Source organism: Paenibacillus sp. ACRRX (assembly GCF_022346885.1).
In the GTDB taxonomy this organism is placed as follows: domain Bacteria; phylum Bacillota; class Bacilli; order Paenibacillales; family Paenibacillaceae; genus Paenibacillus_B.
The window spans coordinates 820,245-844,795 of sequence record NZ_JAKRNK010000001.1; the positions used below are offsets into that span (position 1 = coordinate 820,245).

The following is a 24,551-nucleotide window of genomic DNA, read 5'->3' on the forward strand; positions in this document are numbered from 1 at the left end:
GAAAACTTATGAACACAACGTCCCCTTCGCTGCGCGGCCGCGATTTTATATCGCCAACAATCGCGGCTTTGATATCAGTCATCGTAAACTATGGCGGTACATTTATTCTTGTGTTTCAGGCGGCAAAAGCTGCGGGATTGAGCCCTGAAATGACTGCTTCATGGATATGGTCGATATCGATTGGGGTAGGAATAACCGGAATATGGCTAAGCTACCGTTACCGAGCGCCGATTATTACAGCATGGTCAACGCCAGGGGTAGCGTTTCTCGTCTCGGCGCTAGCGGTAACTCCATATGCAGAAGCAATTGGCGCTTATATGATCTCCGCGCTGGGCTTTATCGTGTTGGGATTATCCGGAATGTTTGAACGTTTCGTGCGGATGATTCCACCTGGGATTGCTTCCGGATTGCTAGCAGGTATTTTGCTCCAATTTGGAATCTCTGCTTTTAGCGGTGCACAAGTTGACCCTGTGCTGGTCGTGGTATTGTTTGCTGCATATGTGGTGCTGCGGCGTTTTACCTCACGGTATGCGATCGTAGGTATTTTGACAATCGGTCTGGTTTATTTGGTTAGTACAGGGAAAGCCGATTTCAGCAATATCAAGCTGGCCGCTGCTGCACCGATATTTGTTGTTCCAGAATTCTCATTGCATGCGTTATTAGGTGTGGCACTGCCTCTGTTTATCATTACATTGACGGGACAGTATATGCCAGGAATGCTGGTGCTCCGCAACGACGGGTTTCAGACAAGCGCTAATCCCATTTTGGCTATAACGGGCTTGGGATCGCTCCTTGCAGCCCCATTCGGCTCGCATGCTTTTAATGTAGCGGCCATTACAGCAGCGATTTGTACAGGGAAAGACACGCATGAAGATTCGAAAAAGCGCTACCTTGCAGGAATTGCCTGCGGCCTCTTTTATATACTAGTCGGGGTATTTGGGGTTACGCTGGCTTCGCTTTTCCTCATCCTTCCCGCCACATTTATAGCGACATTGGCAGGGTTGGCGCTGCTTGGCACAATAGGCGGCAGCTTGGCCAATGCTTTGGCGGAGCCAAAAGGCCGCGAGACTGCACTCATTACTTTTTTGGCGACAGCCGCCAATGTCACCCTGCTTGGAGTTGGCGGCGCATTTTGGGGATTGGTTGCAGGCTTGACAGCCCACATATTCATACATGGACAATTCCGAAGAGAGCGGTATGCTGCGGACGGTTCTTATCAAGCTGGCCAGAAATCATAAACGGGAACAAGTATGGCATGTGTCCAATCTGTTTCATATTCCGAGCCAGAAGCAACTTGCCTAATAAGCTTGTTGGCATCGGGTTCCTATGAATAGGAGGTGTATGCTTTACAAAAGCATCTCTGAGAGGCGATAAATGCCTTCTTTAATGGTGGCCTCATCCACTTTGGCAAAGCCCAGCACCCATCCCTTACGATTGCTTTCTAGGCAGTACATACTAAGTGGATACACTTTAACCCCGTGTTTGAGCGCTTGATTTGCCACAGCTTCTTCGTCAAATGACGCCTCGGCTTCAAGCAGCATGTGCAGTCCCGTTTCTACGCCGCTTAGCGTAAAGCGTTGGCCCAGACCGGTTGCGCTGATTGCTTTCGTCATCGCTTCATGCCGGCGGCGATATACGTTTCGGACTCTGCGCATATGGCGTATAAAGTAGCCGTGCTCAATAAAATGGGCAAGTGTTACTTGCTCCATAATTGGAAGGTGGCGATACACGAGTTCCTGTACTTGGGCAATTTGGCGAATGGCCGCTTTGGGGCCGACAATCGCCGATATTCGGATGCCAGGAGCAACCATCTTAGAAAAACTCATCATATACAACGTGTTTTGCGGCAACTGGCTGAATAAGGTCGGAAGCGGATCGCCACGGTAGCGGTATTCGCTGTCATAATCATCCTCAACAATCCAAGATGGACGTTGAGCGGCCAGATGCAGCAATTGCTGCCTGCGTTGTTCCGATAAAATGACGCCTGTCGCGCATTGATGCGAAGGGGTAACAAAGACAAGCTTGGACTTGGGATCAATGCAATTTACTTGCAGGCCGTGCTCATCGACAGGTACGGGATCTACCTTCATGTGCCGATATTTCATTGCCATCCAGGAGGCTGGAAAGCCGGGATCTTCCACCGAAACGGTATCTCCTTGTTGCAAGAGCGCTTGGGCAATCAGATCAAGACTGTGCTGGGCACCAGAAGTTAAGACAATTTGGTCGATCTGTACATGGACGCCCCGCGTAAGCGACAAGTAGCGTTGAATTTGTTCGCGCAGCGGCTCAAAGCCATAGGCGCTGCCATAAGCCCATTGAGTCAAGTCAGACTTTGCTGAGGCTTGTACAAACGATTGGCGCCAGAGCTTATGGAAATGGTCATCCAAATAAGGCTCGTGAGGGCTGAAATCAATGTCTGCAAAGCTATTTTCTTTGCCATGGAGCCAATTCTGCAGATGTCTGACAGTTGCATCCAAGGCGGGCAATTCGGGGTGAAGCGGTCCTTGAGGAGAAACGGACGCGGAGGAAGGTGGACGATATGTCCAATCACTCACTCTTGTTCCCCCTCGACGAGAAGTGTTGGTGTATCCGCGGCTGTACAACTCCTCATATACGATCTGGATCGTCGAACGCGACACTCCTACCAGTTGGGCAAGCTCGCGAGTAGGGAGCAGCAGCTCGCCTGGCGGCCATTTTCCAGTCGTAATGTTATGGATCGCTTGATCCAGCAATTGCTGCCAAATGGGACGGTTATCGTCTCGGTTGATTTTTAGCATTGGGCTGACCTCCAATGTATAACATGTCAATTATGGACTGTTTAAATGATAAATATATGAACATATTTAACAATCCAATAGTTGGCATTTTATCATACAAAGACCCTCATCTGCAATCTGAAACTAGATACAAAATAGGTAGGCCAAAATAAACAGCAGAAAGGACCATTCCTATGAAAGCGTTGAAGCAACAAGACAAGGTAGTGGCAAATGCCATTTCGCAAGAACTCGCACGTCAGCAGAATAAAATCGAATTGATTGCATCTGAAAATTTTGTGAGTCCAGCTGTGATGGAAGCTGCAGGTACGGTATTGACAAACAAGTATGCGGAGGGCTATCCAGGCAGGAGATATTATGGGGGGTGTGAATATGTTGATGTGGTTGAGGAACTAGCCATTCAGCGTGCCAAAGAACTTTTTGGTGCTGAACACGTCAACGTCCAGCCTCATTCGGGCGCTCAGGCGAATATGTCGGTCTATTTTGCTTCCGTAAAGCCCGGTGACACCATCTTGGGTATGAATTTATCCCATGGCGGTCATTTGACCCATGGAAGCCCGGTGAATTTTTCAGGTAAGCAGTATCAGTTTGTGCCTTATGGCGTGAGTGAACAAACCGGACGTATTGACTTGGACCAAGTGCGCAAACTTGCCCATAGGCACCGTCCGCGCATGATTGTAGCTGGCGCAAGCGCTTATCCCCGGACAATTGAGTTTGATAAGTTTGCTGAAATCGCGGACGAAATTGGTTCCTTGTTTTTTGTGGATATGGCGCATATTGCAGGGCTAGTTGCAGCGGGGCTGCATCCGAACCCACTGCAGCATGCCCATTTCGTTACAACCACTACACATAAGACGCTGCGTGGACCAAGAGGCGGTATGATTATGTGCCGCCAACCGTGGGCGCAGGCTATTGATAAAGCGGTGTTTCCAGGATCGCAAGGCGGGCCGTTTATGCATATTATTGCTGCAAAAGCTGTAGCATTGGGGGAGGCTCTGCAATCGGATTTCAGAACCTATATGAAGAACGTGCTGGTAAACGCCCATGTATTGGCAGAAGCTCTACAAAGTGAAGGGCTGACTGTCGTTTCCGGTGGGACGGACAACCATCTTGTATTGCTTGATTTGCGAAATTGGGGGCTCACTGGGAAAGAGGCGGAAACGATACTCAATGACGTGGGGATTACGGCCAATAAAAATGCCATTCCGCATGATACGGCAAGCCCGCTTATCACCAGCGGCATTCGCTTTGGAACACCAGCCATGACAACACGTGGATTAGGGCCAAAAGAAATGAAAGAGATCGCTCGCCTAATTGGATTTGCCTTCAAAAATCCCAAGAGTGAGACGGTCAAAGCACAGATTGCAGGCAGCGTTCGCGAGCTGACATCTCAATTCCCGCTGTACTCAAGGCTCTAGGGGCGGTGGGCAGGCACTTTCCCTCACAGCTTTGTTTTGGGGCATAGTGTGCTTGCTGCAATAAAAGCAGTTAGGCGGGGTAGAGACGACATATTTTGAATATAGGCATCGTGATGCTTCGGCAAGATATTGTGACTGACGGGTATATTAGAGATAGCAGCGTTTAGCATGCTTCGTAAACAGATTTGGCTGCTAAATTGCGTCTGGAGTATGCTTTGTCCAAATAGAGCAGCGTGACAGGGAAAAGAAAGATTCAATTTACTTGCATGGCTATAAAGGTTGCTAGCAGCCTTAATAGCCATGTTTGTTGTGCGGCACTCCAACACCGAAACCGCGTCAGCTGCTGGAATTGGAAACTGATTTTCCCGGGTAAAACAGGTTTTGCTCGTGTACAGGATTTTCTTTCGCTGTTATTGTGTGTGGTTGCAAGCGATATACAGATACTGTTTGATTATCAAGAGACGAACGGTATTTATCAACATGAACTTTCGATAATGGACGGTCGTAAAAACCGGGTACATACTTGTTCAGGAATTGCTGAAGAACACCTGTCGAATCGTCAAGTTGATGCACCTTTTCCACGCTTCCAAACAACATTACGCTCATGTAGGCTGTATCTGTTTTAGCTGGGACTGGATCAGTCACGGTACCAAACTCTTGGAATACCGTAAAACAAGCAGTATTATTTTGCTCGATTATGGAAACTTTCCTGCCGCTGCTCAGGCCGTGGAAGTAGATGCATGAATTCCACCAAACAAAATTTAATGGGATGACATACGGTTGAAGTTCATCGGCCAAGCCTAATAAGCCTGTTCGGGTATTAATCAAAAAATCGTTAATCTTTTCCTGATCCTCGCAGTTTCTTTGTGCATGAATTATAGGTCTCATATTTAGTAGCTTCCTTTCTCTTCTCCATTAACACCTAAATTTTATTTTGCTATGATTCTATCCTAGCTCTTTTTTGATGGTTTACTACATCCAAAAAAATCAGATTGAAGCAGTCCATATTCGGTGCTTTCGTAGAAAAAACGGAAATTGTTTATATATTAATTGATAATGATTATCAATATCGATATAATGGAGACAACAATTCTGAATATGAGCAGGGAGGATTAAAAGGATATGGATCAGTATAAGTCTGTAGTCTCAAATGTAATCCGGGAAAGACGGACGATTCGGAGCTATAAGTCGGAACCGTTGTCTTCTGATCGTATAGAAGCCTTATTGGCTGCTGCTGCGGTATCCTGTGAAAAAGAATTTGGCGAACTGCCCTGTCGATTCTTGCTGGCTACGAGCGAAGAGGGCAAGCGCAAGGTAGGTGAAGCCGTCATGAGCATTTATACGGAGCAGAAACTGTATAAGTGGGTACCGAATAAAGTAAGTCAATTTATGATTAGCCGAATTGTGAAAATTCCAGCTCTGCTTGCGGTTATTACACGACGAGACATGGATATACAACGGAGGGAGCGAAATGATGCAGCAGTGAGCTCCTTACTGCATACCTTTTCGCTGTTGGCTTGGGAACAGCGTATAGGGATGGTATGGGGTACGGATGAAATGTTACAGCATCCTTCCTTAAAGAAAGGCCTAGGGCTTCAGGAGGAGGAGCAGCTCCATTGCTTGTGTTATGTAGGAGCGTACGACAAAGTTCCAAAGGCAAAACCGCGGATAGCTGCGAACCAAAAATTTACGCTGTTGACTGAAAGGGATGAACTTACTAATGACAACGATCCGGTCTATGATACTCGACTGGCAACCGATTCAAGATTATACGGCGCAGCCTGTTCCGCAAGAGCTGATTATGGAGATTTTAGATGATGCAGTCTGGGCGCCGAACCATCGTAACCGAGAACCGTGGAGCTTTCGTTATACAACGGATGCCGCACAAAAGCGACTTGCCAAAGCTATAGCCAAGGAGCGCAGCTCGGAACTTGGAGCCATCATGGAGCGAGCAGCAGGAATACTTATCGTTGCAGCCCGCCAGGAAAAAAACGCCCACATTGCGAGTGAGGACTATGCGGCGGCCTGCTGTCTAGTGCGCAACGTGCAGCTGTTGGGATGGTCACGTGGCCTGGGCATGTATTGGGAAGCGGGTGATTTCTCCCCTTGCAAAGAGATATTGTCACTGACGGACATTGGGAGCCATGAGCGTGTAGTAGGGCTTATTGCGATCGGATATCGTGATGGGGAGAACGCTGTGCAGGATAAGGTGGGTTCACATTCATCAACGATTAAGATTGAGCATTGGTAGGTGCGGGATATATGTTCAGTGTACGGATAGCCTTTGTCCAATGGGACAGGGGCTATTTTTATGAGGAGTTGAGCTGCTTGCTGGGTATAAAAGTGACGTAGGGAGCGGGAGTGAAGGTGAGGATTAGGCCTGACGCTCAGACAAGATAGTTCTTTAATTCGGGGTGTAAGTAGGTCACTTGGTGGCTAAGCCAAGGAAAATTGAAATGACGTAACAAATTCGTGAAATCTTCGGATAGATCATAATGACAAGAAAGAATATAGGTAGACTTTTCTCACACCCTGCACACTTTTCTGGTTGGATAGCTGATAACTAAGGAATTAATCGGTGAACTTATGGATTAATACTAACTACAAGTGATATGTTAGAGATTGTATTACTGTATGTACCGGATGGGATATGGAACGACAAGATAGTAGTTACATATTCAGCGAGAAGCACTGTAAGACGGATTCTGTCGTTCCGGGTGCTAATGTTATGTATTGTATTTTGTAGTATAAAAAGGAGTAGTATGGCGATGAATAATTTCTATAAGGCGCTAACATTTGTAAATGAAACGCTGTACAAACCTAATGGTTTAACGGTAAGTTCTGTTCGAGAAGAAGCTCAAAATTCGGAATATGGAGCCGGGGTATTTGAGCTAAATTCTAAATCGGTTAGATTTAGAGTTGCAAAAATAACACCTGCTAAGACAGGACAGTTTGTTGCCTTTTGGGAAAAAGATATAGATCATAAAAATCAAGCGTTTTCATACGAGAATACTCCTGATTTAATAGTTATTAATACCTTTACCACTAATAATCAATATTTTGGACAATTCGTTTTCCCAAAAGAAGTCCTTGTACAACAAAATATTTTTAAATCAGCTACTGCAAAAGGGAAAATGGCAATTAGAGTTTACCCAAGTTGGGATACCCCAAATAGTACACAAGCTATTGCAACACAAAAGTGGCAATTACCATATTTTATTGTTATCAACGATAAAAATAGCTTACAAATGGAAAAATTATTAAAACTATACTTTAACTAAAAACGTCATTTATTTTAACAAGTAATTAGTAAGAGCATACTTATTTAACGAAGCGGTTTTAAAAAAATAACGTAGCACCATTTTGCTGCTGTGTACCTCGTGGAGAAGTAGTAGCGCATGGGAAGCTTACTCCTGATATTTATTTGAAAATGGCAGAAGTGCTTGAATCAAAAGTAGAAGCGTGTCTTGTATAGTATGCGAAACTCAAAGAACGGAGTATGTGCAGCGAAGACTGACGGAATGAAGTATATGTATAAAGCAAGTGAGTGGATACTCACAAAGAAGGGTGACAGATAAACATGGCGACAACAAACAAAACGTTAAGGACTTGTAAAAAAGGGCATCAATACTATAAAAGTAGCGATTGTCCAACCTGCCCGATCTGTGAGCAAGAACGTAAACCGGTAAACGGATTTCTTGCTCTTCTCTCGGCACCAGCGCGGCGAGCATTGGAACACAATGGAATAACCTCACTAGAACAGCTTTCGACATATACGGAAAAAGAAATCTTGCAATTTCACGGTATGGGGCCGGCATCTTTGCCTAAACTTAGGGCTGCTCTGCAGAATGAAGGATTAGCTTTTAAAAACTAACGCTTGATATTTAAATACAGAATGTGAAAATGAATAAGCGGGATCGAGCTCGATCATGAAGATGAATATTCCAATTCTAAAGTTAATATAAACATCACATGCCGCGTAAATCGCGGTTTTTTTGTAGGATTAACTGATGTGCGATTTGGTATTTACGAAGTCTATCGAATCTCATAATATGGAATAGGTAATTTAAATGACAGTCACTGAGAGATTTATGTGGAGGGAATAATAAAGTGATAAATGCAAAGAGGGTTCTATATGCGGTTGCAGTTTTTATGGTCTTGTTGATCATCATTCAAGTATTTGTTAATGCGTTTGTTTCAACTATGATTTCCGATTATCACTTAAAGAGCTTGATTGCTTTATTGTTGTCAGTTGGACTTTCATTTTATTTTACTAGATCGTTTCTGAACAAGAGCAATCGCAGGAAGTTGTAAATTCAACAGAGGGTGATCTTAAAAAATGTAGAACAACATAAAGGAGGCTGAACTAATGGGAGTGGCTTATCAATTGAGCTGCGGGCATTGCGCATACAGCCAAAATATATACATAGGATTCGGGTTCAACTATTGTAGTTTGAGTTCCATACTAGAATGGTACAAGGATGACGTCGGTCGACAACGAATCAGAGAGTTCATTCAAACGGACAAGGAAGCGTCGTTTGAATGTTTTGACGGCCTATATGTTTGTCAGTCGTGTCGTTATCTGCTAAATGAGGTGTATTTGCACATCAATTCAGATAGCGATGCTTACACCAATCGTTATACTTGTCCACGCTGCTCGGCTTTAATGCCGCCAAAGCCTATTGACTACATAGTGGATATCCAACTGGACTGTCCTGATTGCGGAAATGAAAAGCTAAAAGTTCAATCGTATATGGATTGGGATTAGGATAGGAAGCATTTCATATTAACTGTATATAAATACGTTCGATGGCAAAGCAAGCATGTTCTCTTGATGACACAATAGGAAAGTCACTGATGTTATATAGGCCTTGCAAACCGCTTAAATCGCGGTTTTTTTAATATATACTCCTTGCCGATATAGGAGGTATTTACGAAGTTCATTTATTTTCATAATATGGAATTGTTGAAGAAGTTCGGACAAATAGTTTGGTGAAATACACGCAACAATGAAATGAGGGATACGATGCCGGAATATTCTCAAATTCAAACTTATATAAAGTGCGATCAAACCAATATAAAAGAGATCATGCATGACTTTATAAACGTATTACATGACTGTGGGATTAAAGACGCTGAAATAGTATCTACTTTTCGTGGACTAGAGTGGGAAATGGATGAGGACGGCTCTATGTATGTGAGTGAAGGTGAAGATACAAAAGAACTTATGATGGATGGACATCTTTTACACATTCGTCCTTTTGTTATGGGTTGGACCTCAAAAAGCATCAAAGAATTGCAGCAATCTTGGCTTGAAGTTAGCCTTCTTTTTTGGACAGAGGAGATTGTACAAAGTTCTTACGACTACGTCTTAAGAGAAGAGCTTAGATCAGTGATTTGGAAGGTATTGACTGCATTCTCACATCTCCCTAATCATTCTGGTGTGTATTTTACTAATGAAGCAGCGGATGGTCGTCCTTGGGAAGCGTTAATGCAGAATGACTTGGATGATATATGGATGTTTGATGCTGCCATAATAAATAAAGGCAATATGAATTATGATCAAGTTATCGATGAGGCAATATTTTTCTCGAAGCTTCAGGAGAATGAATTATTTATAGCTCGAAGAGAAACATGGATTAAAGAACCTTGGTGATTGTATTTCAGAATGACGTTTACCACACATATAACAGTCGCATCGGGTCATTTCGATTAGGCAGGAGGATTTCGGAGAAGTGTAAGCAGCCGGACATATTGATCCTTCTAAGGGAAGAGCAATTTAAGGGAAAGAGACGTCGCGAATACAACAACATTATACGACATGAGCATATTAATACTACTAAAAGAGAAGAGGTCGGTATACTCATGATGATAGTTAGCACTCTCGAGTATTACCAACGGCTGATTAATGGAGGATATGATCCTATGATCCATTAGAAGACCCTCCAATATTACAAGCTTATATGAATAGATGGGATAATCCCATTCTTTTGATGCTGTAAAAGCAGATAGCAAAATCGTATTAGATGTTGGAGTTGGAATAGGTAGGATAGCAAAATCGATTGTAAATGAAGGTTATCAGTATTTTATTGGTATTGATATCTCAACAAAGATTCTGGATATAGTAGGGTCAAATTTATGTACATGTTCAAACATTGAGCTAGTAATGGCTGATATTAATGATTTTATTCCCACGGATACTTTTGATCTAACGTGTAGTGTATTGACATCTTTGCACATAGAAGAAAAAGAGAAAGCGCTCCGTATTATTTTCCATTCACTTGAGGATAATAGATTATTTGTTTTATCAGTAAGTAAAGATGATGATTGGTTTGATTATGGAAGCAGGAAGGTAAAGCTTCATCCAATTGAATTGGAAGAATATGTTTGTATTTTTCTATCAACTGGTTTTCAAATTCAGTCACTTCAGTAAACTGAAAGTAAATATGCAACAATTATTGTCGGCAATAAGTAAGGTAAGTATCGCGAAGAAGATGCCAGATCGTGAAATACCGTATTTACGCTGTGTTATATTCTCTCCTTGGTCTATCCGTAGATTTTGGAGAAGATGAATCAGGAAACCCTACAATACCAAGTTGCGAATACATCCGGCACATTCGCGCCTTATGCCTCTCAGAACTGTAGAGACAAGAAAGTTAGATGAAATCTTGGTTAAAGATAGTTTTTTTTAATATTTATAGAAATATTTTGATATCATTGAAATAAGATATTTATTTTGTTACCAACAAAAATAGACAGTTCATTAGGTAGAGTGATGCTGTATAGGAATGCATTCTATCGGTATTTCTGCAATGATTTTATGTTACATGATGTTGTTGAGACAAAGATAATTTATAATTTTCTGAGGTGCATATGCGAAAAATATTAGCGTTAATTATGATCATGGCAATAATAATCGTCAGTTTAAACGGTTGTGGAAAACCACTGCCTCCAACCATAAAGCATGGTGAATTCCCGTTTCATTTAAAATACGAATTGAACGGAAAAGTGTATGACATAAATGACATTGTAGTTTGTGATTTTCGAGAAATCTCTTCAAATAGTGGATTGGGTTATATACGAAAATGGGATGACTTTTTAAAAAGCGGAACGAACAGAATTTCGATTTTAAGTGATGAAAATGTACACTCTGTGCTCAAACCTAATAGAGTCAATTCTAGAGTTGAAGTGTTCTATAACTATGGTCTTGCAAGATATTTTATGGGTGATCCAGATGGTTCGTTTTCCGAAAAGCCTCAAATAAAATACATCGAAGAATATAGTATTAAGCCAAATGAAACTCATTTCGATTCTACGCCACTCACAGAAGAACAATTAGAGAAATATTTTGGGATAAAAATAATTGAATGGAACTATAGCAAACCAATTAAAAATACATTTAAGTGATCCAATTCGTACGGAAACAGTTATTAATTTTGTGGTTATACGAGAATAATCAGTTCTATGCGTAATAGAAGTTAATTGAAGAATTTGTTTGAAATATATTTTAATAACTGGTTAGTGTTTATGTGTAGGTTATACATCGATGCTGAGTTTAGTTTGGAAATTGGTATAATTTCGTATTTTATTGTTTAGAACCGGAAGCATATATCTATGCCCTTGAATGGCAACATTAATCGTATTGTTATTCTCCATATTTACAAGACACGCCACTGAGAATTTCATTTTATTCTGATGGAGATTATTACTTTTTCTTAAAAATGATTTTAGCTGTGGCCTTTTAGGTCATCCTTGGGAACACGGTATAATAATATTTGGTAAACAATTGATAGAACAATTTATTAAGCATAAACCAAAGATTTTGGAGGGGATAATAGTAGGCGTGGATGAACTTCACCTAACATCGTATCTATGCTGCGTCGTGGCGGGATTAAGGCGTTGAGGATTCGGAGGCACAAGCACGTTATATGAAGTATCGGCTGCAAATTATAAATAAGATTGAAGGGTGTTAGTCCAATGGCATTTTGTATCCTATTTAAATTACTAAAAATGGATGATAATAAAGCAATATATGTGTACGGGGATTGTTCTGAAAACTTTGAAGGGATGTTTCAATTAGACTTAGAAAAATTAATATCTGGTGAGTTACCAAGTGATACGAATATGACGGAAGTAGTGAAAGTAATTAGGCCATGCTTAAGTGATGGAAAATATCAACATAAGGCAAACAGAGCATTCAGTAAGATCTATAAACATTATAAAGAGACAACAACTTATCTGTTAGAAGGAGGTTATTATGCCTAGATTTAACTGGATAACAAAAATTCATATAAATACAATGATCATGAAAGTTATCCAAGAAGATCGATCATATAGCATCATCTCTATGCTGCGGGCTTTGCCATTTGAGGGTCCTTAGTGAACTCAAAGGTAGATATCAGATTGTAATTGTAACGAGAAAATTCTGTTGAAGCCATCAAATGAATAGCTCTCTGTAGGCGATTCATGGATAGATGGGAAGGCATAGAGATACGTAGGGATAAAGCTCATAGCTTACCGATCCGATATAACGCTTATTGTTGATTTTGCCTTGTTAAGTTAATGGGTTAGGTAAGCGCAACTTCAGTATTATTTGGCGAATGACATGGGGGCATTACGAGTGGTAAATAAAATTTGGATATTTCCACCTTATGAAAAAGACAAAGTATCGATTATTTCTGTAGTAGAACGTGTTGAACAACGGGCTAGATACATTAGACAGTCTGGGCCGCCAGGACGTTTCGCCATCATTGATTTCGTAATTGAGCCTTATGAAGGAGGCATCGTCTTTGAAAATGAGGCACGACTTCAAGATGATTTGAGAGGTGATATTGAATGGGAATTAGCATTCCCTATGGTTATATGTTCCATCTATGATGGTTTGAAAATGTTTATTCAATATAAATACAATGATAGTGATCTGGCAATAGGTAATTTCAAATTCAAACTCAAGAGCCTTGAGATCCACAAATATGATAGTAAATTAACGGATTTTGCAATAGCTACTACTATCGGTTTGAATGAAATCTTTATTAGTCAGAAACTGTCCAACCAGAATGATTAATGACAATCATCGTCTAACCAAAATGCAAATTGAGTAAGAACATCGATGAAGCCAAGGCCCCTATAACATTATATTCACGCTGCGGTTCGTCCGGGGATATTGGCTGAGATGTGGAGTCAGGTGGATACATCGATCTCCCTAAGATAAGAGATCTCTAAGGGCAATGGACGTTGCGAATAATAAATCGTTATATGATAGTGCAAGGAATTTAATAGTAGGAGGTATATGCTATGAAATTATATGAAGAACTTAAAACAAGAAAAGAAGCAGGTGAAAAATTAAATCTAGAAGAACTCACCCCAGAACTACTTAAGAACCTGTTTATTGAAGAAGAACTGTCAGATTACCTTATCTCACAATTATTTGAAGTTAAAGAATCTAAAATCACATACAGAAGAAGGAAATTCGGGATCACAATAAGGAATTCTATACTTGATGAATTACTTCTAGCGAAGACTGACGAAGCAAAGGAAGTTAATGAAAAATATAAAGATACTCTAATGGTTAGTGATAATTTAACAGTGATTTCAAAAGCAATTACGCATTTTGCTTTTAGAAATGGTCCTATTGAAGAAATGCATGCGGGTCCGAAGAACCAACTTTCTCAGGAAGATATGAAAACGCTTAATAAGTTTATGGTTAATAAAATCGCATATGTTTTTGAGTTGATTATTGAGAATCGATGGATTGAACTCGACTTTCTTATCAGACACACTGACATGATGTATGGTCAAGATTGGGATAATGCTGAACCAGATGCAGGCGATAATAGGGAACTCATTCAAATGATGATAAAGAGGCAATGATCTGGGTATTTTCAAAATACCATCGTATAACACTAACACTGTATCTACTGCTGTCTTCGCTGTGGGCTTTGCCCTAAGAGATAAGCAGTGCGGTGAAATCAGCGAACAACCCTTTTCCTAACTGCATCGTGGCCAGTCGCTATGCTACTAAGCCTTTCGGGTTCGTGATGGAAAGAAACGTTATATGAAATTCGAGAGGAATTAAAGAGATGGATAAAATCAAAGCTATAATAATCGAATTGGGCGGAATTGCTGATACATATTCATGGTGTTGAATATAGAAAAATGGAGGGGGTTACAACAAATGAAATTACGAAAAGAATTAGAACCGATAAATAGAACTGATGAATTTAAAAACCTATTAAAATCAAAAATCGAACAAATTGAGTTGTTACTAGAAAGTGGAAAAACAGCTTTTGCTGAAATTGAAGAATTCAATAAATTGACGGGAAGAGAATATGACGAGTATTACTTTTCAAATTACTGGCGTTCCATTTCGATAGATGATTTTGTAAACGAAGCTAGTAACCCTTATCCGGTGAAAATGAATGAAATTACGAAAGATGAATTAATTGAATTGGTTAGAAGAATCCTAGATATAGAGACATATGGAAATGACACTAGTTTTTATTTGGAAGTATTAACAGCGAATATGATGATGCCTGATATATCTGATTTAATATACTATCAAGATCTATCTCCGGAAGAGATCATAGAAGAAGGATTAAAATATAAACCAATCATATTGTGAGGGATATTCAAAGAAAATTCGACTAACACTGATCTGGATTATTCATCTTAAGAAAGAAAGGAAATAAAAATGGAGAGTTATACTGAAATATCCTTTTATTTGCCGTTTTTTGATTTGATAGATGAAGCAGATGAGGCATCTAGCTTTGAGGAATTAATAAGATTATTTCATATCAATATCGATCTAGCAGAATTGTATCATAAATATCTATCATATGGCGAAGGACCTTACAGTGTAGGTCAAGGGGATGTTTATGTATTTTTTGATAAAGATGATAGGGAAAGTTTTATATTAATCGATTTGTTTCATGATTTTACTGATCAATACAATATGGTGAAACTAGGAGTACGCAGTTCAATTCATAATTTTAGAGAAGTAAAGAATGTACTATATCGTATTTACTCAAGGGCAGAGGTTAAAAGCAAAATAAATGAGAGTAATGATTTATTGAAACAGGAGATATCTGATTATCCAAAGGTGATTCGTTATGGAGATCAGACGTACATAAAAAACATCTTTTACAACACAATCTAGGTAGAACGAGGTGAAGCTAATGAATAATTGGATTTCATTAGAGGATGATGAATATAGAAGAGTATGGGATAGATTCTATATAGATTTTTCATTCAAGCCAACTGTATATCCTAAGGACTGGCCTACATTTACTGTAAATAGTCCATTTGTAACTTTTGAAATAAAGAAGATCTATCATGATGAAGATATCGATGAATTTGAAGAATTTTGTGCAAGTTCTTTAAGAACTTGTTTAGAACCAGAAGAATACATATATGCTCTTGATTGGCAGCATGAATCGTTTTATTACTCTCCATATCTACAAGACACGTACCAAAGAATTTCATTTTATCCTGATGGAGATTATTCCTTATTCTTATCCAATGATTTTAGCTTTGGCCTTTTAGGTCATCCTTGGGAACGCAGTATTACAATATTTGGTGAGCAATTAATAGAACAATTTATTAAGCATAAACCAAAGCTTTTGGAGGGGATAATTAGAAGATGTGGATGAACTCATCTAAAATTGTATTTACGCCGCGTTGCGGCTGGACGATGTAGATCCCTTAAGACATTGTAGGTTCGGAGACACAAGAACGTTATATGACATCAAGGCAAGTTAAAATTAATAATTGAAGTATAACTAGGAGGAATTGATATAAATAAAAGAATAAGAAAGAAAAAACATAAAGAGCATCTCGTAGATGTTGTGTATGCAGTAATTGTATCTTCCGTATGGAGAGAGCGACTATTCGGCATGGATAATAAGGGTCAATTGAAGGGAATTGAAGAGTTTACAACCAGGCTTATTAAAAGATTTGATTTAAGATATTATGTATCGAATGTTCCACATTCTAAAGCTGAAGGTTGGGATGATTGGTCTGAAGATAATGTATATTTTAAAATTGAATCACAAGAATTTCCATCAATACGATCCTATTCTGCGAATAACAAGGATGTAATATAGAAAAGAATTATCTAGTTGATCTAAGATGGCCTAGACCGTATATCCGCTCCGGCTACAACTTTGGTTCGTATGAATAGGTAAGCAGAGAAGTGGAGTCAGCTCACAATCCTATGAAGCATCCATTAAAAGGCATTGTATTTGATATGGATAATACTATTTTAAGATCAAGAATTGACTTCCAAGCCATGAAGAATGCAACCTATCAATTTCTCGTATCGAAAGAGATTCTAAGCGATGGATATGATCTTAGTTACCATACAACATCAACTATTGTTGAAGAAGCAATACAAACGAATCGAATGAGTGAAGAGTTACGAAATGATATGTGGGATATTGCTAAGAAGCATGAAGTGTGTGGAATGAAGGGGGCAGACTTGGAGCCTGGTGCTGTGGAGGTCCTTAGTAAACTCAAAGGTAGATATCAACTTGCAATTGTAACGAATAATTCTGTTGAAGCTGCAGGAATCGCATTAAGAGATAATGATATTTCTGAATACTTTGATTTCATTATTGGTAGGGAGTTAATCAAAGCATTGAAGCCTTCACCTGATGGCTATTTGCGAGTGTTGGATGAGTTTAAGCATTCAGCGAATGAATGGCTCTCTGTAGGTGATTCATGGATAGATGGGAAGGCATCGATAAGCGCAGGGATAAGGTTCATAGCTTATCGATCAGATAAAGAAAAGTTGAAGCAGATGAAAGTATGCCCGACTGGAGAAGTGTCCAATCTCTTGGAATTGATGAGTTTGATTGAGCAATTCGAAGAAGGTCCAGCCATCAGATAGCACCAAGTTCATGCAACGGGGGACTGGCCTCCCCTTGGTCTGCAAGAGGTGATTCGGGGAAGTGAATTCAGCAGGCAGCCTTGCGAGGCTAAGCCCGTCGGACTCGGTCGCGTTGCTCCCTTAAGCTTCTCGGGTTCGTAGATACAAGAACGTTAGCTGAAATTGCCTAGCTACTATAACAAAGAAGATTATCAAGGATGATGGTAAATGGAAGATAAGAACGCCCGTAAGATTAGAATTGAACAACTTAAGAAAAAAATAAAAAAAGATGTTTCATATGGAAATTTATTTAACGAGTGTATTGAGGTCCTTGATGTAAATTCTCGTATATGTAGTCATGAAAAATCACAAGAACTAGTTAAGCAGATGGTTGACGAATTTATTTTTACTAAGTGGGGCAGGGTTGATTGGAACTTGACCCCCCATAAATTCACTATTAAAGAGCCTTCAGAGTTAAATATTTATTCTATTGATATAACCGAAAAATACTTTATTATCTGGAATGAGAACAACTTGCCGGTAATAGAAACGACTATAGAAGATATTATAAAAAATTTTGAAGATATAGTTGCTGTAGGATTTGATACATGGATTATAAATTTTGATGAAGGAATTATCATTGAGAATTACCATGAAGGAGAAATAACAATAGGAAAAAAAGGCAATATGTAAGCTGATTTAATGAAGAGACAACATCAGCTAACTGGACTGTCAACACCAAACTAGACAACTTTTTAAGGGCCAATTTCTGAAATCAACTGGGCTCATATAGCCTAGTGTTCCGTAAATTCGGTGTCCAATTTCAGATGCTGAAGGCATTACTAAGAGTGCAGCGTCTTTCGGCCCCACATTGAAATCAATAATTTCTCGATTAAAAAGATCGACCAACATACAGATGTAGTGCCATCTGTTTTTGACTTTGACATAGGTTAGGTCGCTGACTACAATGCGTTTAGCCTCATATTGCTGGAATTGCCGATTCAGTGCAATTGTTCCTGCCTGTCTTTGTGCAGGTTTTTGACGTTTTAAGCATAGCCATTCCCCTTTCTGGTAGGATTTAACTCGATTGGTGTCGAAGTATGGTGAGAAGATGAACAGGACGATATCACATGAAATGTAAATAGAGAAAGGGGATTACAATGAGAGATTTAAAAAGCCTTAAAGAACGAAAAGAGTGTATGCTTTTTCAAACGAGTGAAAAGGATAGCCGTAATGGATGGATCGGAGGGAATGCACCGGCTTATTTTGATGAACTAGAAGGCATGGTTAATAAGGATATGCAGAGGTATTTTTATTGTTCTATCGTTAACCCTTTTGATGAAACTGAGATGATCTCCATTTTTGCTCCTAAAGATTTTGAAGATCGTATTTCGAAAAATAGATATCCCAATTGTTCATTATTAACAATGAAACATCCTAAAACAGAAGAGAGTAAACTTGGTACTTTTGCCGATCCTGATTTAGTAAAGCACTATATTTCAGAAGCCAACATACTAAGTGATAAAGCGTCATTTGAGGAACGTTTTCTTATTAAATTTGGGGGAACTCCAAGGCATATTCAGGGAGAAAAGTATTATTATACGGAGTTGCATGATGACGGTTTTGATTTTATATTTCAGGTCGATGAGGATGGGTATCCAGATACACTCATAAAACCAAGAAAAAGTTATCCCTTTGCGTTCGGTGCTATCTATTTATATGCACAAATGTTAGAAGATTCGATTGAGAACCCCATAAAAAGCTATTGGCAATATTCTTAAAAGTATATATGAAATGCCCGCCCTAAAAAGTGTAGAGAGGTTGATTTTGAATGAACGAGGATATTACAAAAATGATTGATTGCCTAAAAGAAGGTTTAAAAGAAGATCCTTCAACGATTGTTTTTGGAAAATTAAATGATGGGTTCACGGGGATTCATGAAGAAGCTGATTCGTTAAAGCTAGGGAAATACTACGACTTATTAAAAGTAACAAATGGAGCACGGTGCGGTGACATTGATTTGTGGAGTTACAGTGAATTAGAGGGTCATCAATATGTGCTCTCAGATATTCAAGATGACAAAGAATCATGGTTAGCAATAGGCCAGATTCTTTATGAACCATTGCTCATGAACAGAATGGATGGGAATGTTTATAAATTGGATGAAGACGGAACTGCGATGAATGGGTTTGGAGAATTAGATTTCTTTATGCAAAATGTTGTGTTTGGATCTGGATATTGCAGGGTGATCCCGGATTCTGAACAGGATGATTGGCTTTTGTTCCTGAAAAAGAAAGGAATCATTTCTGATTAGGAGGAGCGCTGCATGGATAAATGACATTAAAATGTGGGCACGCGAAATTCCTTTGAAAATGGATCATGGTTCAACAATAAAGCTTATTCTTTACGATTTGCTTGAATACGAACATACTGACAGACTGTGTTCATGCAGCACGGTCGTCTTTTAGAAGGATGTGAGCGAACAAGATGAACTGGGAGCGATATTTGCTGGATGAGAAATCTCCTGTTTCCTATTATGCTCATTTGGGTGTTATGGAGGGGACTAGGAGAGCAGAGAACTTTGATCTTGCTACATTGGAAGAAGATACTCGGATTGTTGATTTATTTACGCCTCTGAAAAAATTTAAGAAGGAATATGTGAATTATGAGTCGCTGGTCGGTAATCAAATGGTAGAGGGAATCTACCTCACTGATCTAGATGAAGAACGATTACGAATATTTTCTACATTGCCGAATCTAAAGTACTTACATATTTCCTCTGGAAAAATGGGGGATCTCCCCAATTTGTCATGTTTACATAGCTTAGAAGTGTTGATTCTAGCGAATTTGCCCCAAGTAAAAGATTTGAACTTTCTGATAGGGTTACAGAACCTGCAAACCTTATATATCTATGGCATGAATCACTTGTACGATTTAACGGCGCTTGCATCATTATCGAATGTAAAGGAATTAAGTCTTAATCATGGACGAATGAGCGGGACGGGAAAGCCAGTTAAAAGCTTTGGGCCTGTTGGAGAATTAATGCGATTGGAGTATTTATCTTTGATGCTGGCATTAGAGAATAAGAGCCTAGATATTACGCCTATTCTAAAATTGAAAAATATAAGGAAACTTCATCTATTGCCGCGACACACCAAGGGAATGAAGGAAACAATTACAGCCAGTTTTCCAAATTTGCTGAACAAACAAGACTTTGAATAGGATCAGAATTGAAGTGATGATGTACATTGAGCGATATTTATACTACGTGCAAGTAAATTTGTGATTGAAGGAGTAATTATGAAGATAATAGAGGTTATTAAAAAAATTGAACAGGATAGTAATTGCAGACTTGTGAAGAGGACAACAGACTTCACAAATGAATCAGCTCCTCCAGAAGATTTGAATTATTTCTTTAGCCATTATGACTCCTTACAAATGTTTTCAGATAAGCCTTATGGGATAAAAATAGTTTCTTCAAATGAGTTTATTCCAACTAGTAAGAGGCTTTACCTAGAGGATGATGTTATTTGGGAGGAACTAGAAGGAGATATTAGTAACGAGTGGTATCTAATTGCTGAATCTGAACAAATAAACCAGTACATTAGCATCGACTTAAGCGCTTCTCATTTAGGTTATTGCTATGATAGTTTTTTGGAAACCCATGCAACACCAGGGGATAGTCAGATTATTGCTAAAAGCTTTTTAGAGCATTTATACGCTAGTAAAGGTGAAAATTGGTTTTGGTTGGCTGACAATTTCGAGTCGTATGGGGATGCTTATGAGGGCAGGTAACTGTAAAAACATCAACAATAAAGTCCGCAAAAAAACGAGCCTTTAGAATCGCTTCTAAGGCTCGTTTCGCATTTCTGATTCCATTTTATGGGAGAAATGGATGCCGTTCATATAGAGTAAAGATAAAAATGGAGAAAAAATTTAATTTTATTTATAAAATAAGCGGAAATATTCTTCCTTGAATGTGAGTTGTCTGTTATGATCAAGAGGAATACGCCATAATTATTGATGGAGGTGATGCTTGTAAAAAACTCGGCAAAAGTAGATCTGTAGATGAGATCAGTTGTACATAAGATGGAGTGCTTGGGAAGCTGTTTTTTCATGAACAACATGGGGAGGTTTGAAAATGAGATTAAAGAATACACTGTCTTTTATCTTATGTTTTGCTCTCATTTTTTCAGGGACGTCGTTGACTGTGTTGGCCGATGAAGCCATCACGGCGAAAGCTGCAAATGGCAACACCATCAGCATTTCAGCAGTGAATCGAGCCATCGGAGCTTCAGATGAAATGATTCTGTTTACCCGAGAAAATAGTAGTAAGCTCACAGATTCGAACCCTTATGCGGCTGCTGCAGTCGTGGTCTATCACGAAGGTAGTTACAGCGTTACGGACGTCACTTATCGTGAAGGTGCAGTACAAATACCGATGAATGGCTTTGTACTGTTTGGTCACGGATCGAGTGAACAGTGGATTAAAGACAATATGAGGCCGGGAGATCCGGTTGAGATTGTTGGCTACACGTTACCTGCACCGGTGGTCGGAGGTCCACAGCTCATCACAGAGCAGGGAACGATACCGATCGACGTTGTAGATCAGGATCAACCGACGAACACCATTGCGGTCTATACACGACATTTTGGTGAGATGACAAAACCATTCTCTCAAGATACCGTTCAATATATCATCACCAATGATGTATCGGTCGTGAAAAGCACATATGATGTTCATGGTCAGAGAGGAACCTACATTCCCGCGAACGGTTATGTCATTTCGGCTTCTGGCAACGCTGCGTCATCCTTGAATTTGGAGGTGGGGCAGTCCGTACAAGCGATTAACGTAGATATTCCCATTCTGCCTAGCAAATATTTGAAAGTGAATGGTATTGCAGTAGGCATTGATAAAATAAATGGACCGCGTGGATCGGGAGAAGTGGTGTTGTACCAGCCTACTTATGGCGCAACCACCAATCAGAATGCTTGGGGAATGGAGCTTACAGTTGTTGGCAATAAGGTGATCAACGCCGTGGCGATTGCATACGATGCCAACACAGGGGCTTATCTTGATAACAACTCCTCTATTCCATCGGATGGATATGTACTGTCGATTCAATCGGCAAGTCCATTCTATAACCAACTAGCGGGTCAAGTGCGCATTGGTGCAGAGGTTGAGCTCGTGACGGATAGTTTAATTTACCAAGCCGCTATAACCTCGTTTGATGCATTTAATCCGAAAGTAAAAGAAGATAATCCCGAAGGCTGGGACAATGTTGGCAATGTGCCTTATCCAGGATTTCGTGGGTCGAATCAGTTGATCGTCTATAATCGTAATTATGGCGAGGAGACTGGCACGAACCCATGGGGCAATGAAGTGATTGTTAACGCTGATGGATATGTAACGAACAATGGCGGGAACAACAGTAAAATTCCTGAAGGCGGCTATGTATTATCCGGTCATGGGGTTAAAAACGCATGGTTAAAGAACAACGCACTGGTCGGAGCTAAATTGAGTCTGGATTTTGCTAGAAAAGAAGTGTTGGTTATTTTTACGCCGGAATCTTACTTAGATAAAGCCTCGATAAGTATCGATAGCGTAGAGAAGGGGCTCCAGTTATCCAAGAATCAATTTATGGATGTGCCTTATGCCGATATTGAACAGAAGATCGTAGAGGCAAAGGGCGTTTATGAATTAGCCAAACAGCGATTAAATGAAAGCGGTACCAACGGGTTAATGGATTTACTAAATGATTTAGATCAGAAAGTTACGGATGCAAGTTACATGAATTTTGAGTCTCCGAAAGTACAAACTCGAGGTCTCTGGATGAGGCCGAAGGAAAAGAACTTGGAGCAGGTTCGAGATCATGTGAAGAAAATTAAAGAGACCGGTATCAATGCCATCTATCTAGAAACATGGTGGAATGGATATACCACTTGGCCAACATCGTTGCCAGATACCGAATTAAATCCTTTGTATGAAGGCTTTGATGTACTTGGGGCATTCATTGAGGAAGGCAAGAAACAGGGGATTGAAATTCATGCTTGGGTAGAGAACTTCTTTGTAGGCGGACCGGTTGTGGTGAATCATCCCGATTGGCTTATGAAAAGCAGACAAGGTATTGATTATGAAAAAGGCAGTCACAATGCCAAGTGGTATTGGCTTAATCCAGCGCTTCCGCAAGCTAGAGATTTCGTTGCTTCTGTATACGATGAACTCGTTACGAAATATGACATTGCTTCACTGCATTTGGATTATGCCAGATATCCAGGGTCTGGAGATTACACGAATGATTTCGGTTACGACACGTATACTCGCGACTTATTCAGCGAGAAGTATGGCGTTGATCCACTGAACCTTCATCCAGGAGATCAGTACTGGGATGAATGGCTGCAATTCCGTGCGGACATGATCAATACCTGGGTCGTTCGGGTAATTAACGAGGCGCATCAAATCAAACCAAAGCTACAAATTACAACTGCGGTATGGCCGAACTATGATGAAGCACCGAAATCGCACGCACAAGAAGCGAAATACTGGTTAGATCATAATTTAATCGATCACTTGTTCCATATGTCTTATGCGCCAGGCTCGGAATTAACGGTAACTGACTTGAGAAACTCCATGGCATTAGCAGGGGACAATGCGTTTGTCTCATCGGGTCTAGACACGTTCCAAGGCAATCCTACATCGACTGTTGTGGATCAAATTAACGAAGCGACAAAGAATGATGGAGCTGGATCCGGATTATTCGAGTTCGAAGGACTATTTAATTATAAGTATGACAAGGTGCTGAAGATTGGAGTGTATCGTAATAAGGCAATTTTGCCTCAATATGATACGACCAAGCCGCTAGCAACCGTGATGGAAGAAATGATCCGTAAAATCAATGAAATTTACGTTCCTTTCCAAGGGATGAGCGGTAAGGACGGCAAGAAATTAATACAGAAACTTGAATCCGCTGTAAAAGATCTACATGTGAATCCTGATATGACGGATGAGACTGCAAGTGACGTGAAACTGAAGATCGACAGCATAAGCAAACTTCTTGCAAGCAACTCGATTAATAATGAAGTGAAGAATCGAATGAAGCATGATTTGGACTACGGCCGTAAAATGATAGACATTTATTTCTCCAAAACAGCGAAAACGCATTTAAGTAAATTGACGGTGAGCTCGGGGAAGAAGGTAATGAAGTTAACGCCTTCCTTCACACCATCAACGTATGATTACAAGGTAAAGGTCGGGCACTCGGTTACGCAGCTAGATATTATGGCGACTACAAGTAATCAGAATTCAGTTATTTCCGTGGATGGCAAGCATGTTAAAAATGATTCGGTCATTCCCGTACGACTTAAAGTGGGATCGAATCTGGTTACGTTACAAGTGATATCCGAAGATGGACGAATGAAAAACTACACGCTGACGATTCAGCGCGCTGGTAATGATAAAGGGAACCACGAAGAATGACGATAGAGGTAAAGCTG

General features: G+C 40.0%; 25 protein-coding genes and 1 pseudogene. 24 read left to right on the top strand and 2 right to left on the bottom strand.

Annotated elements, in window-relative coordinates; genetic code table 11:
* Nucleotides 1-8 precede the first annotated feature (8 nt).
* The gene (locus tag MH117_RS03700) at nt 9-1,238 is read left to right on the top strand and encodes a benzoate/H(+) symporter BenE family transporter (protein ID WP_239327283.1); all 1,230 of its coding nucleotides are present in this window, start codon (nt 9-11) and stop codon (nt 1,236-1,238) included.
* A gap of 108 nt (nt 1,239-1,346) precedes the next feature.
* Here the strand turns inward: MH117_RS03700 and pdxR are convergent, their stop codons facing one another.
* The gene (gene pdxR, locus MH117_RS03705) at nt 1,347-2,777 is read right to left on the bottom strand and encodes a MocR-like pyridoxine biosynthesis transcription factor PdxR (RefSeq protein ID WP_239327284.1); all 1,431 of its coding nucleotides are present in this window, start codon (nt 2,775-2,777) and stop codon (nt 1,347-1,349) included.
* A 173-nt stretch (nt 2,778-2,950) separates the two neighbouring features.
* On the opposite strand from pdxR, the gene MH117_RS03710 reads away from it, so the two are divergent.
* Nucleotides 2,951-4,192: a serine hydroxymethyltransferase gene (locus MH117_RS03710; RefSeq protein WP_239327285.1), complete on the top strand. Its 1,242-nt coding sequence runs from the start codon at nt 2,951-2,953 to the stop codon at nt 4,190-4,192.
* Between the two features lie 336 nt (nt 4,193-4,528).
* On the opposite strand, the gene MH117_RS03715 is transcribed toward MH117_RS03710, so the two are convergent.
* Entirely contained in the window at nt 4,529-5,080 is a 552-nt protein-coding gene (locus MH117_RS03715; RefSeq protein ID WP_239327286.1) for a pyridoxamine 5'-phosphate oxidase family protein, read from the bottom strand.
* A gap of 234 nt (nt 5,081-5,314) precedes the next feature.
* Here MH117_RS03715 and MH117_RS03720 point away from each other — a divergent pair, with 234 nt between their 5' ends.
* The 22 genes and pseudogenes from MH117_RS03720 to MH117_RS03820 all read left to right on the top strand — a co-directional run bounded on the left by MH117_RS03720 (nt 5,315) and on the right by MH117_RS03820 (nt 24,534).
* Complete coding sequence (locus MH117_RS03720) at nt 5,315-6,010, top strand: nitroreductase family protein (RefSeq protein WP_239327287.1); 696 nt, start codon at nt 5,315-5,317, stop codon at nt 6,008-6,010.
* The gene (locus MH117_RS03725; protein ID WP_239327288.1) at nt 5,994-6,443 is read left to right on the top strand and encodes a nitroreductase family protein; all 450 of its coding nucleotides are present in this window, start codon (nt 5,994-5,996) and stop codon (nt 6,441-6,443) included. The genes MH117_RS03720 and MH117_RS03725 overlap by 17 nt, the downstream gene beginning before the upstream one ends.
* Nucleotides 6,444-6,960: 517 nt before the next feature.
* Nucleotides 6,961-7,473: a MepB family protein gene (locus MH117_RS03730; RefSeq protein WP_239327289.1), complete on the top strand. Its 513-nt coding sequence runs from the start codon at nt 6,961-6,963 to the stop codon at nt 7,471-7,473.
* A 299-nt stretch (nt 7,474-7,772) separates the two neighbouring features.
* On the top strand, nt 7,773-8,066 hold the full coding sequence (locus MH117_RS03735) for an RNA polymerase alpha subunit C-terminal domain-containing protein (protein ID WP_239327290.1): 294 nt from the start codon (nt 7,773-7,775) through the stop codon (nt 8,064-8,066).
* Between the two features lie 495 nt (nt 8,067-8,561).
* Nucleotides 8,562-8,960, top strand: coding sequence for a hypothetical protein (locus MH117_RS03740; RefSeq protein WP_239327291.1), 399 nt, complete (start codon nt 8,562-8,564; stop codon nt 8,958-8,960).
* A gap of 258 nt (nt 8,961-9,218) precedes the next feature.
* Entirely contained in the window at nt 9,219-9,848 is a 630-nt protein-coding gene (locus tag MH117_RS03745; protein ID WP_239327292.1) for a hypothetical protein, read from the top strand.
* Nucleotides 9,849-10,208: 360 nt separating this feature from the next.
* Nucleotides 10,209-10,625, top strand: coding sequence for a class I SAM-dependent methyltransferase (locus MH117_RS03750; protein ID WP_343224440.1), 417 nt, complete (start codon nt 10,209-10,211; stop codon nt 10,623-10,625).
* 470 nt (nt 10,626-11,095) lie between these two features.
* A complete protein-coding gene (locus tag MH117_RS03755; protein ID WP_239327293.1) occupies nt 11,096-11,599 on the top strand; it encodes a hypothetical protein in 504 nt (167 codons plus the stop codon).
* A 313-nt stretch (nt 11,600-11,912) separates the two neighbouring features.
* A pseudogene (locus MH117_RS26785) lies at nt 11,913-12,095 on the top strand (DUF2716 domain-containing protein); the annotation flags it as partial.
* Between the two features lie 74 nt (nt 12,096-12,169).
* Entirely contained in the window at nt 12,170-12,457 is a 288-nt protein-coding gene (locus MH117_RS03760; protein WP_239327294.1) for a hypothetical protein, read from the top strand.
* A gap of 340 nt (nt 12,458-12,797) precedes the next feature.
* Nucleotides 12,798-13,256, top strand: a complete 459-nt coding sequence (locus MH117_RS03765) for a hypothetical protein (protein ID WP_239327295.1) — start codon at nt 12,798-12,800, stop codon at nt 13,254-13,256.
* 230 nt (nt 13,257-13,486) lie between these two features.
* Nucleotides 13,487-14,062 carry a hypothetical protein gene (locus MH117_RS03770; RefSeq protein ID WP_239327296.1) on the top strand — a complete coding sequence of 192 codons (576 nt, stop codon included), beginning with the start codon at nt 13,487-13,489 and terminating at the stop codon, nt 14,060-14,062.
* 304 nt (nt 14,063-14,366) lie between these two features.
* Complete coding sequence (locus tag MH117_RS03775; RefSeq protein WP_239327297.1) at nt 14,367-14,813, top strand: hypothetical protein; 447 nt, start codon at nt 14,367-14,369, stop codon at nt 14,811-14,813.
* 69 nt (nt 14,814-14,882) lie between these two features.
* Nucleotides 14,883-15,347 (top strand): hypothetical protein, encoded by a 465-nt coding sequence (locus MH117_RS03780; RefSeq protein ID WP_239327298.1) that lies wholly within the window; start codon nt 14,883-14,885, stop codon nt 15,345-15,347.
* A 19-nt stretch (nt 15,348-15,366) separates the two neighbouring features.
* Nucleotides 15,367-15,840 (top strand): DUF2716 domain-containing protein, encoded by a 474-nt coding sequence (locus tag MH117_RS03785; RefSeq protein WP_239327299.1) that lies wholly within the window; start codon nt 15,367-15,369, stop codon nt 15,838-15,840.
* A gap of 563 nt (nt 15,841-16,403) precedes the next feature.
* Nucleotides 16,404-17,078, top strand: coding sequence for an HAD family hydrolase (locus MH117_RS03790; RefSeq protein WP_239327300.1), 675 nt, complete (start codon nt 16,404-16,406; stop codon nt 17,076-17,078).
* Nucleotides 17,079-17,285: 207 nt separating this feature from the next.
* Nucleotides 17,286-17,750: a CDI toxin immunity protein gene (locus MH117_RS03795; RefSeq protein WP_239327301.1), complete on the top strand. Its 465-nt coding sequence runs from the start codon at nt 17,286-17,288 to the stop codon at nt 17,748-17,750.
* A gap of 467 nt (nt 17,751-18,217) precedes the next feature.
* Nucleotides 18,218-18,838 (top strand): hypothetical protein, encoded by a 621-nt coding sequence (locus tag MH117_RS03800; RefSeq protein ID WP_239327302.1) that lies wholly within the window; start codon nt 18,218-18,220, stop codon nt 18,836-18,838.
* A 50-nt stretch (nt 18,839-18,888) separates the two neighbouring features.
* Nucleotides 18,889-19,371 (top strand): hypothetical protein, encoded by a 483-nt coding sequence (locus MH117_RS03805; RefSeq protein WP_239327303.1) that lies wholly within the window; start codon nt 18,889-18,891, stop codon nt 19,369-19,371.
* Nucleotides 19,372-19,562: 191 nt separating this feature from the next.
* Nucleotides 19,563-20,279 carry a leucine-rich repeat domain-containing protein gene (locus tag MH117_RS03810; protein WP_239327304.1) on the top strand — a complete coding sequence of 239 codons (717 nt, stop codon included), beginning with the start codon at nt 19,563-19,565 and terminating at the stop codon, nt 20,277-20,279.
* A gap of 60 nt (nt 20,280-20,339) precedes the next feature.
* Nucleotides 20,340-20,852 carry an SMI1/KNR4 family protein gene (locus MH117_RS03815; RefSeq protein ID WP_239327305.1) on the top strand — a complete coding sequence of 171 codons (513 nt, stop codon included), beginning with the start codon at nt 20,340-20,342 and terminating at the stop codon, nt 20,850-20,852.
* A 346-nt stretch (nt 20,853-21,198) separates the two neighbouring features.
* Nucleotides 21,199-24,534 carry a family 10 glycosylhydrolase gene (locus MH117_RS03820; RefSeq protein WP_239327306.1) on the top strand — a complete coding sequence of 1,112 codons (3,336 nt, stop codon included), beginning with the start codon at nt 21,199-21,201 and terminating at the stop codon, nt 24,532-24,534.
* Nucleotides 24,535-24,551: the final 17 nt, after the last annotated feature.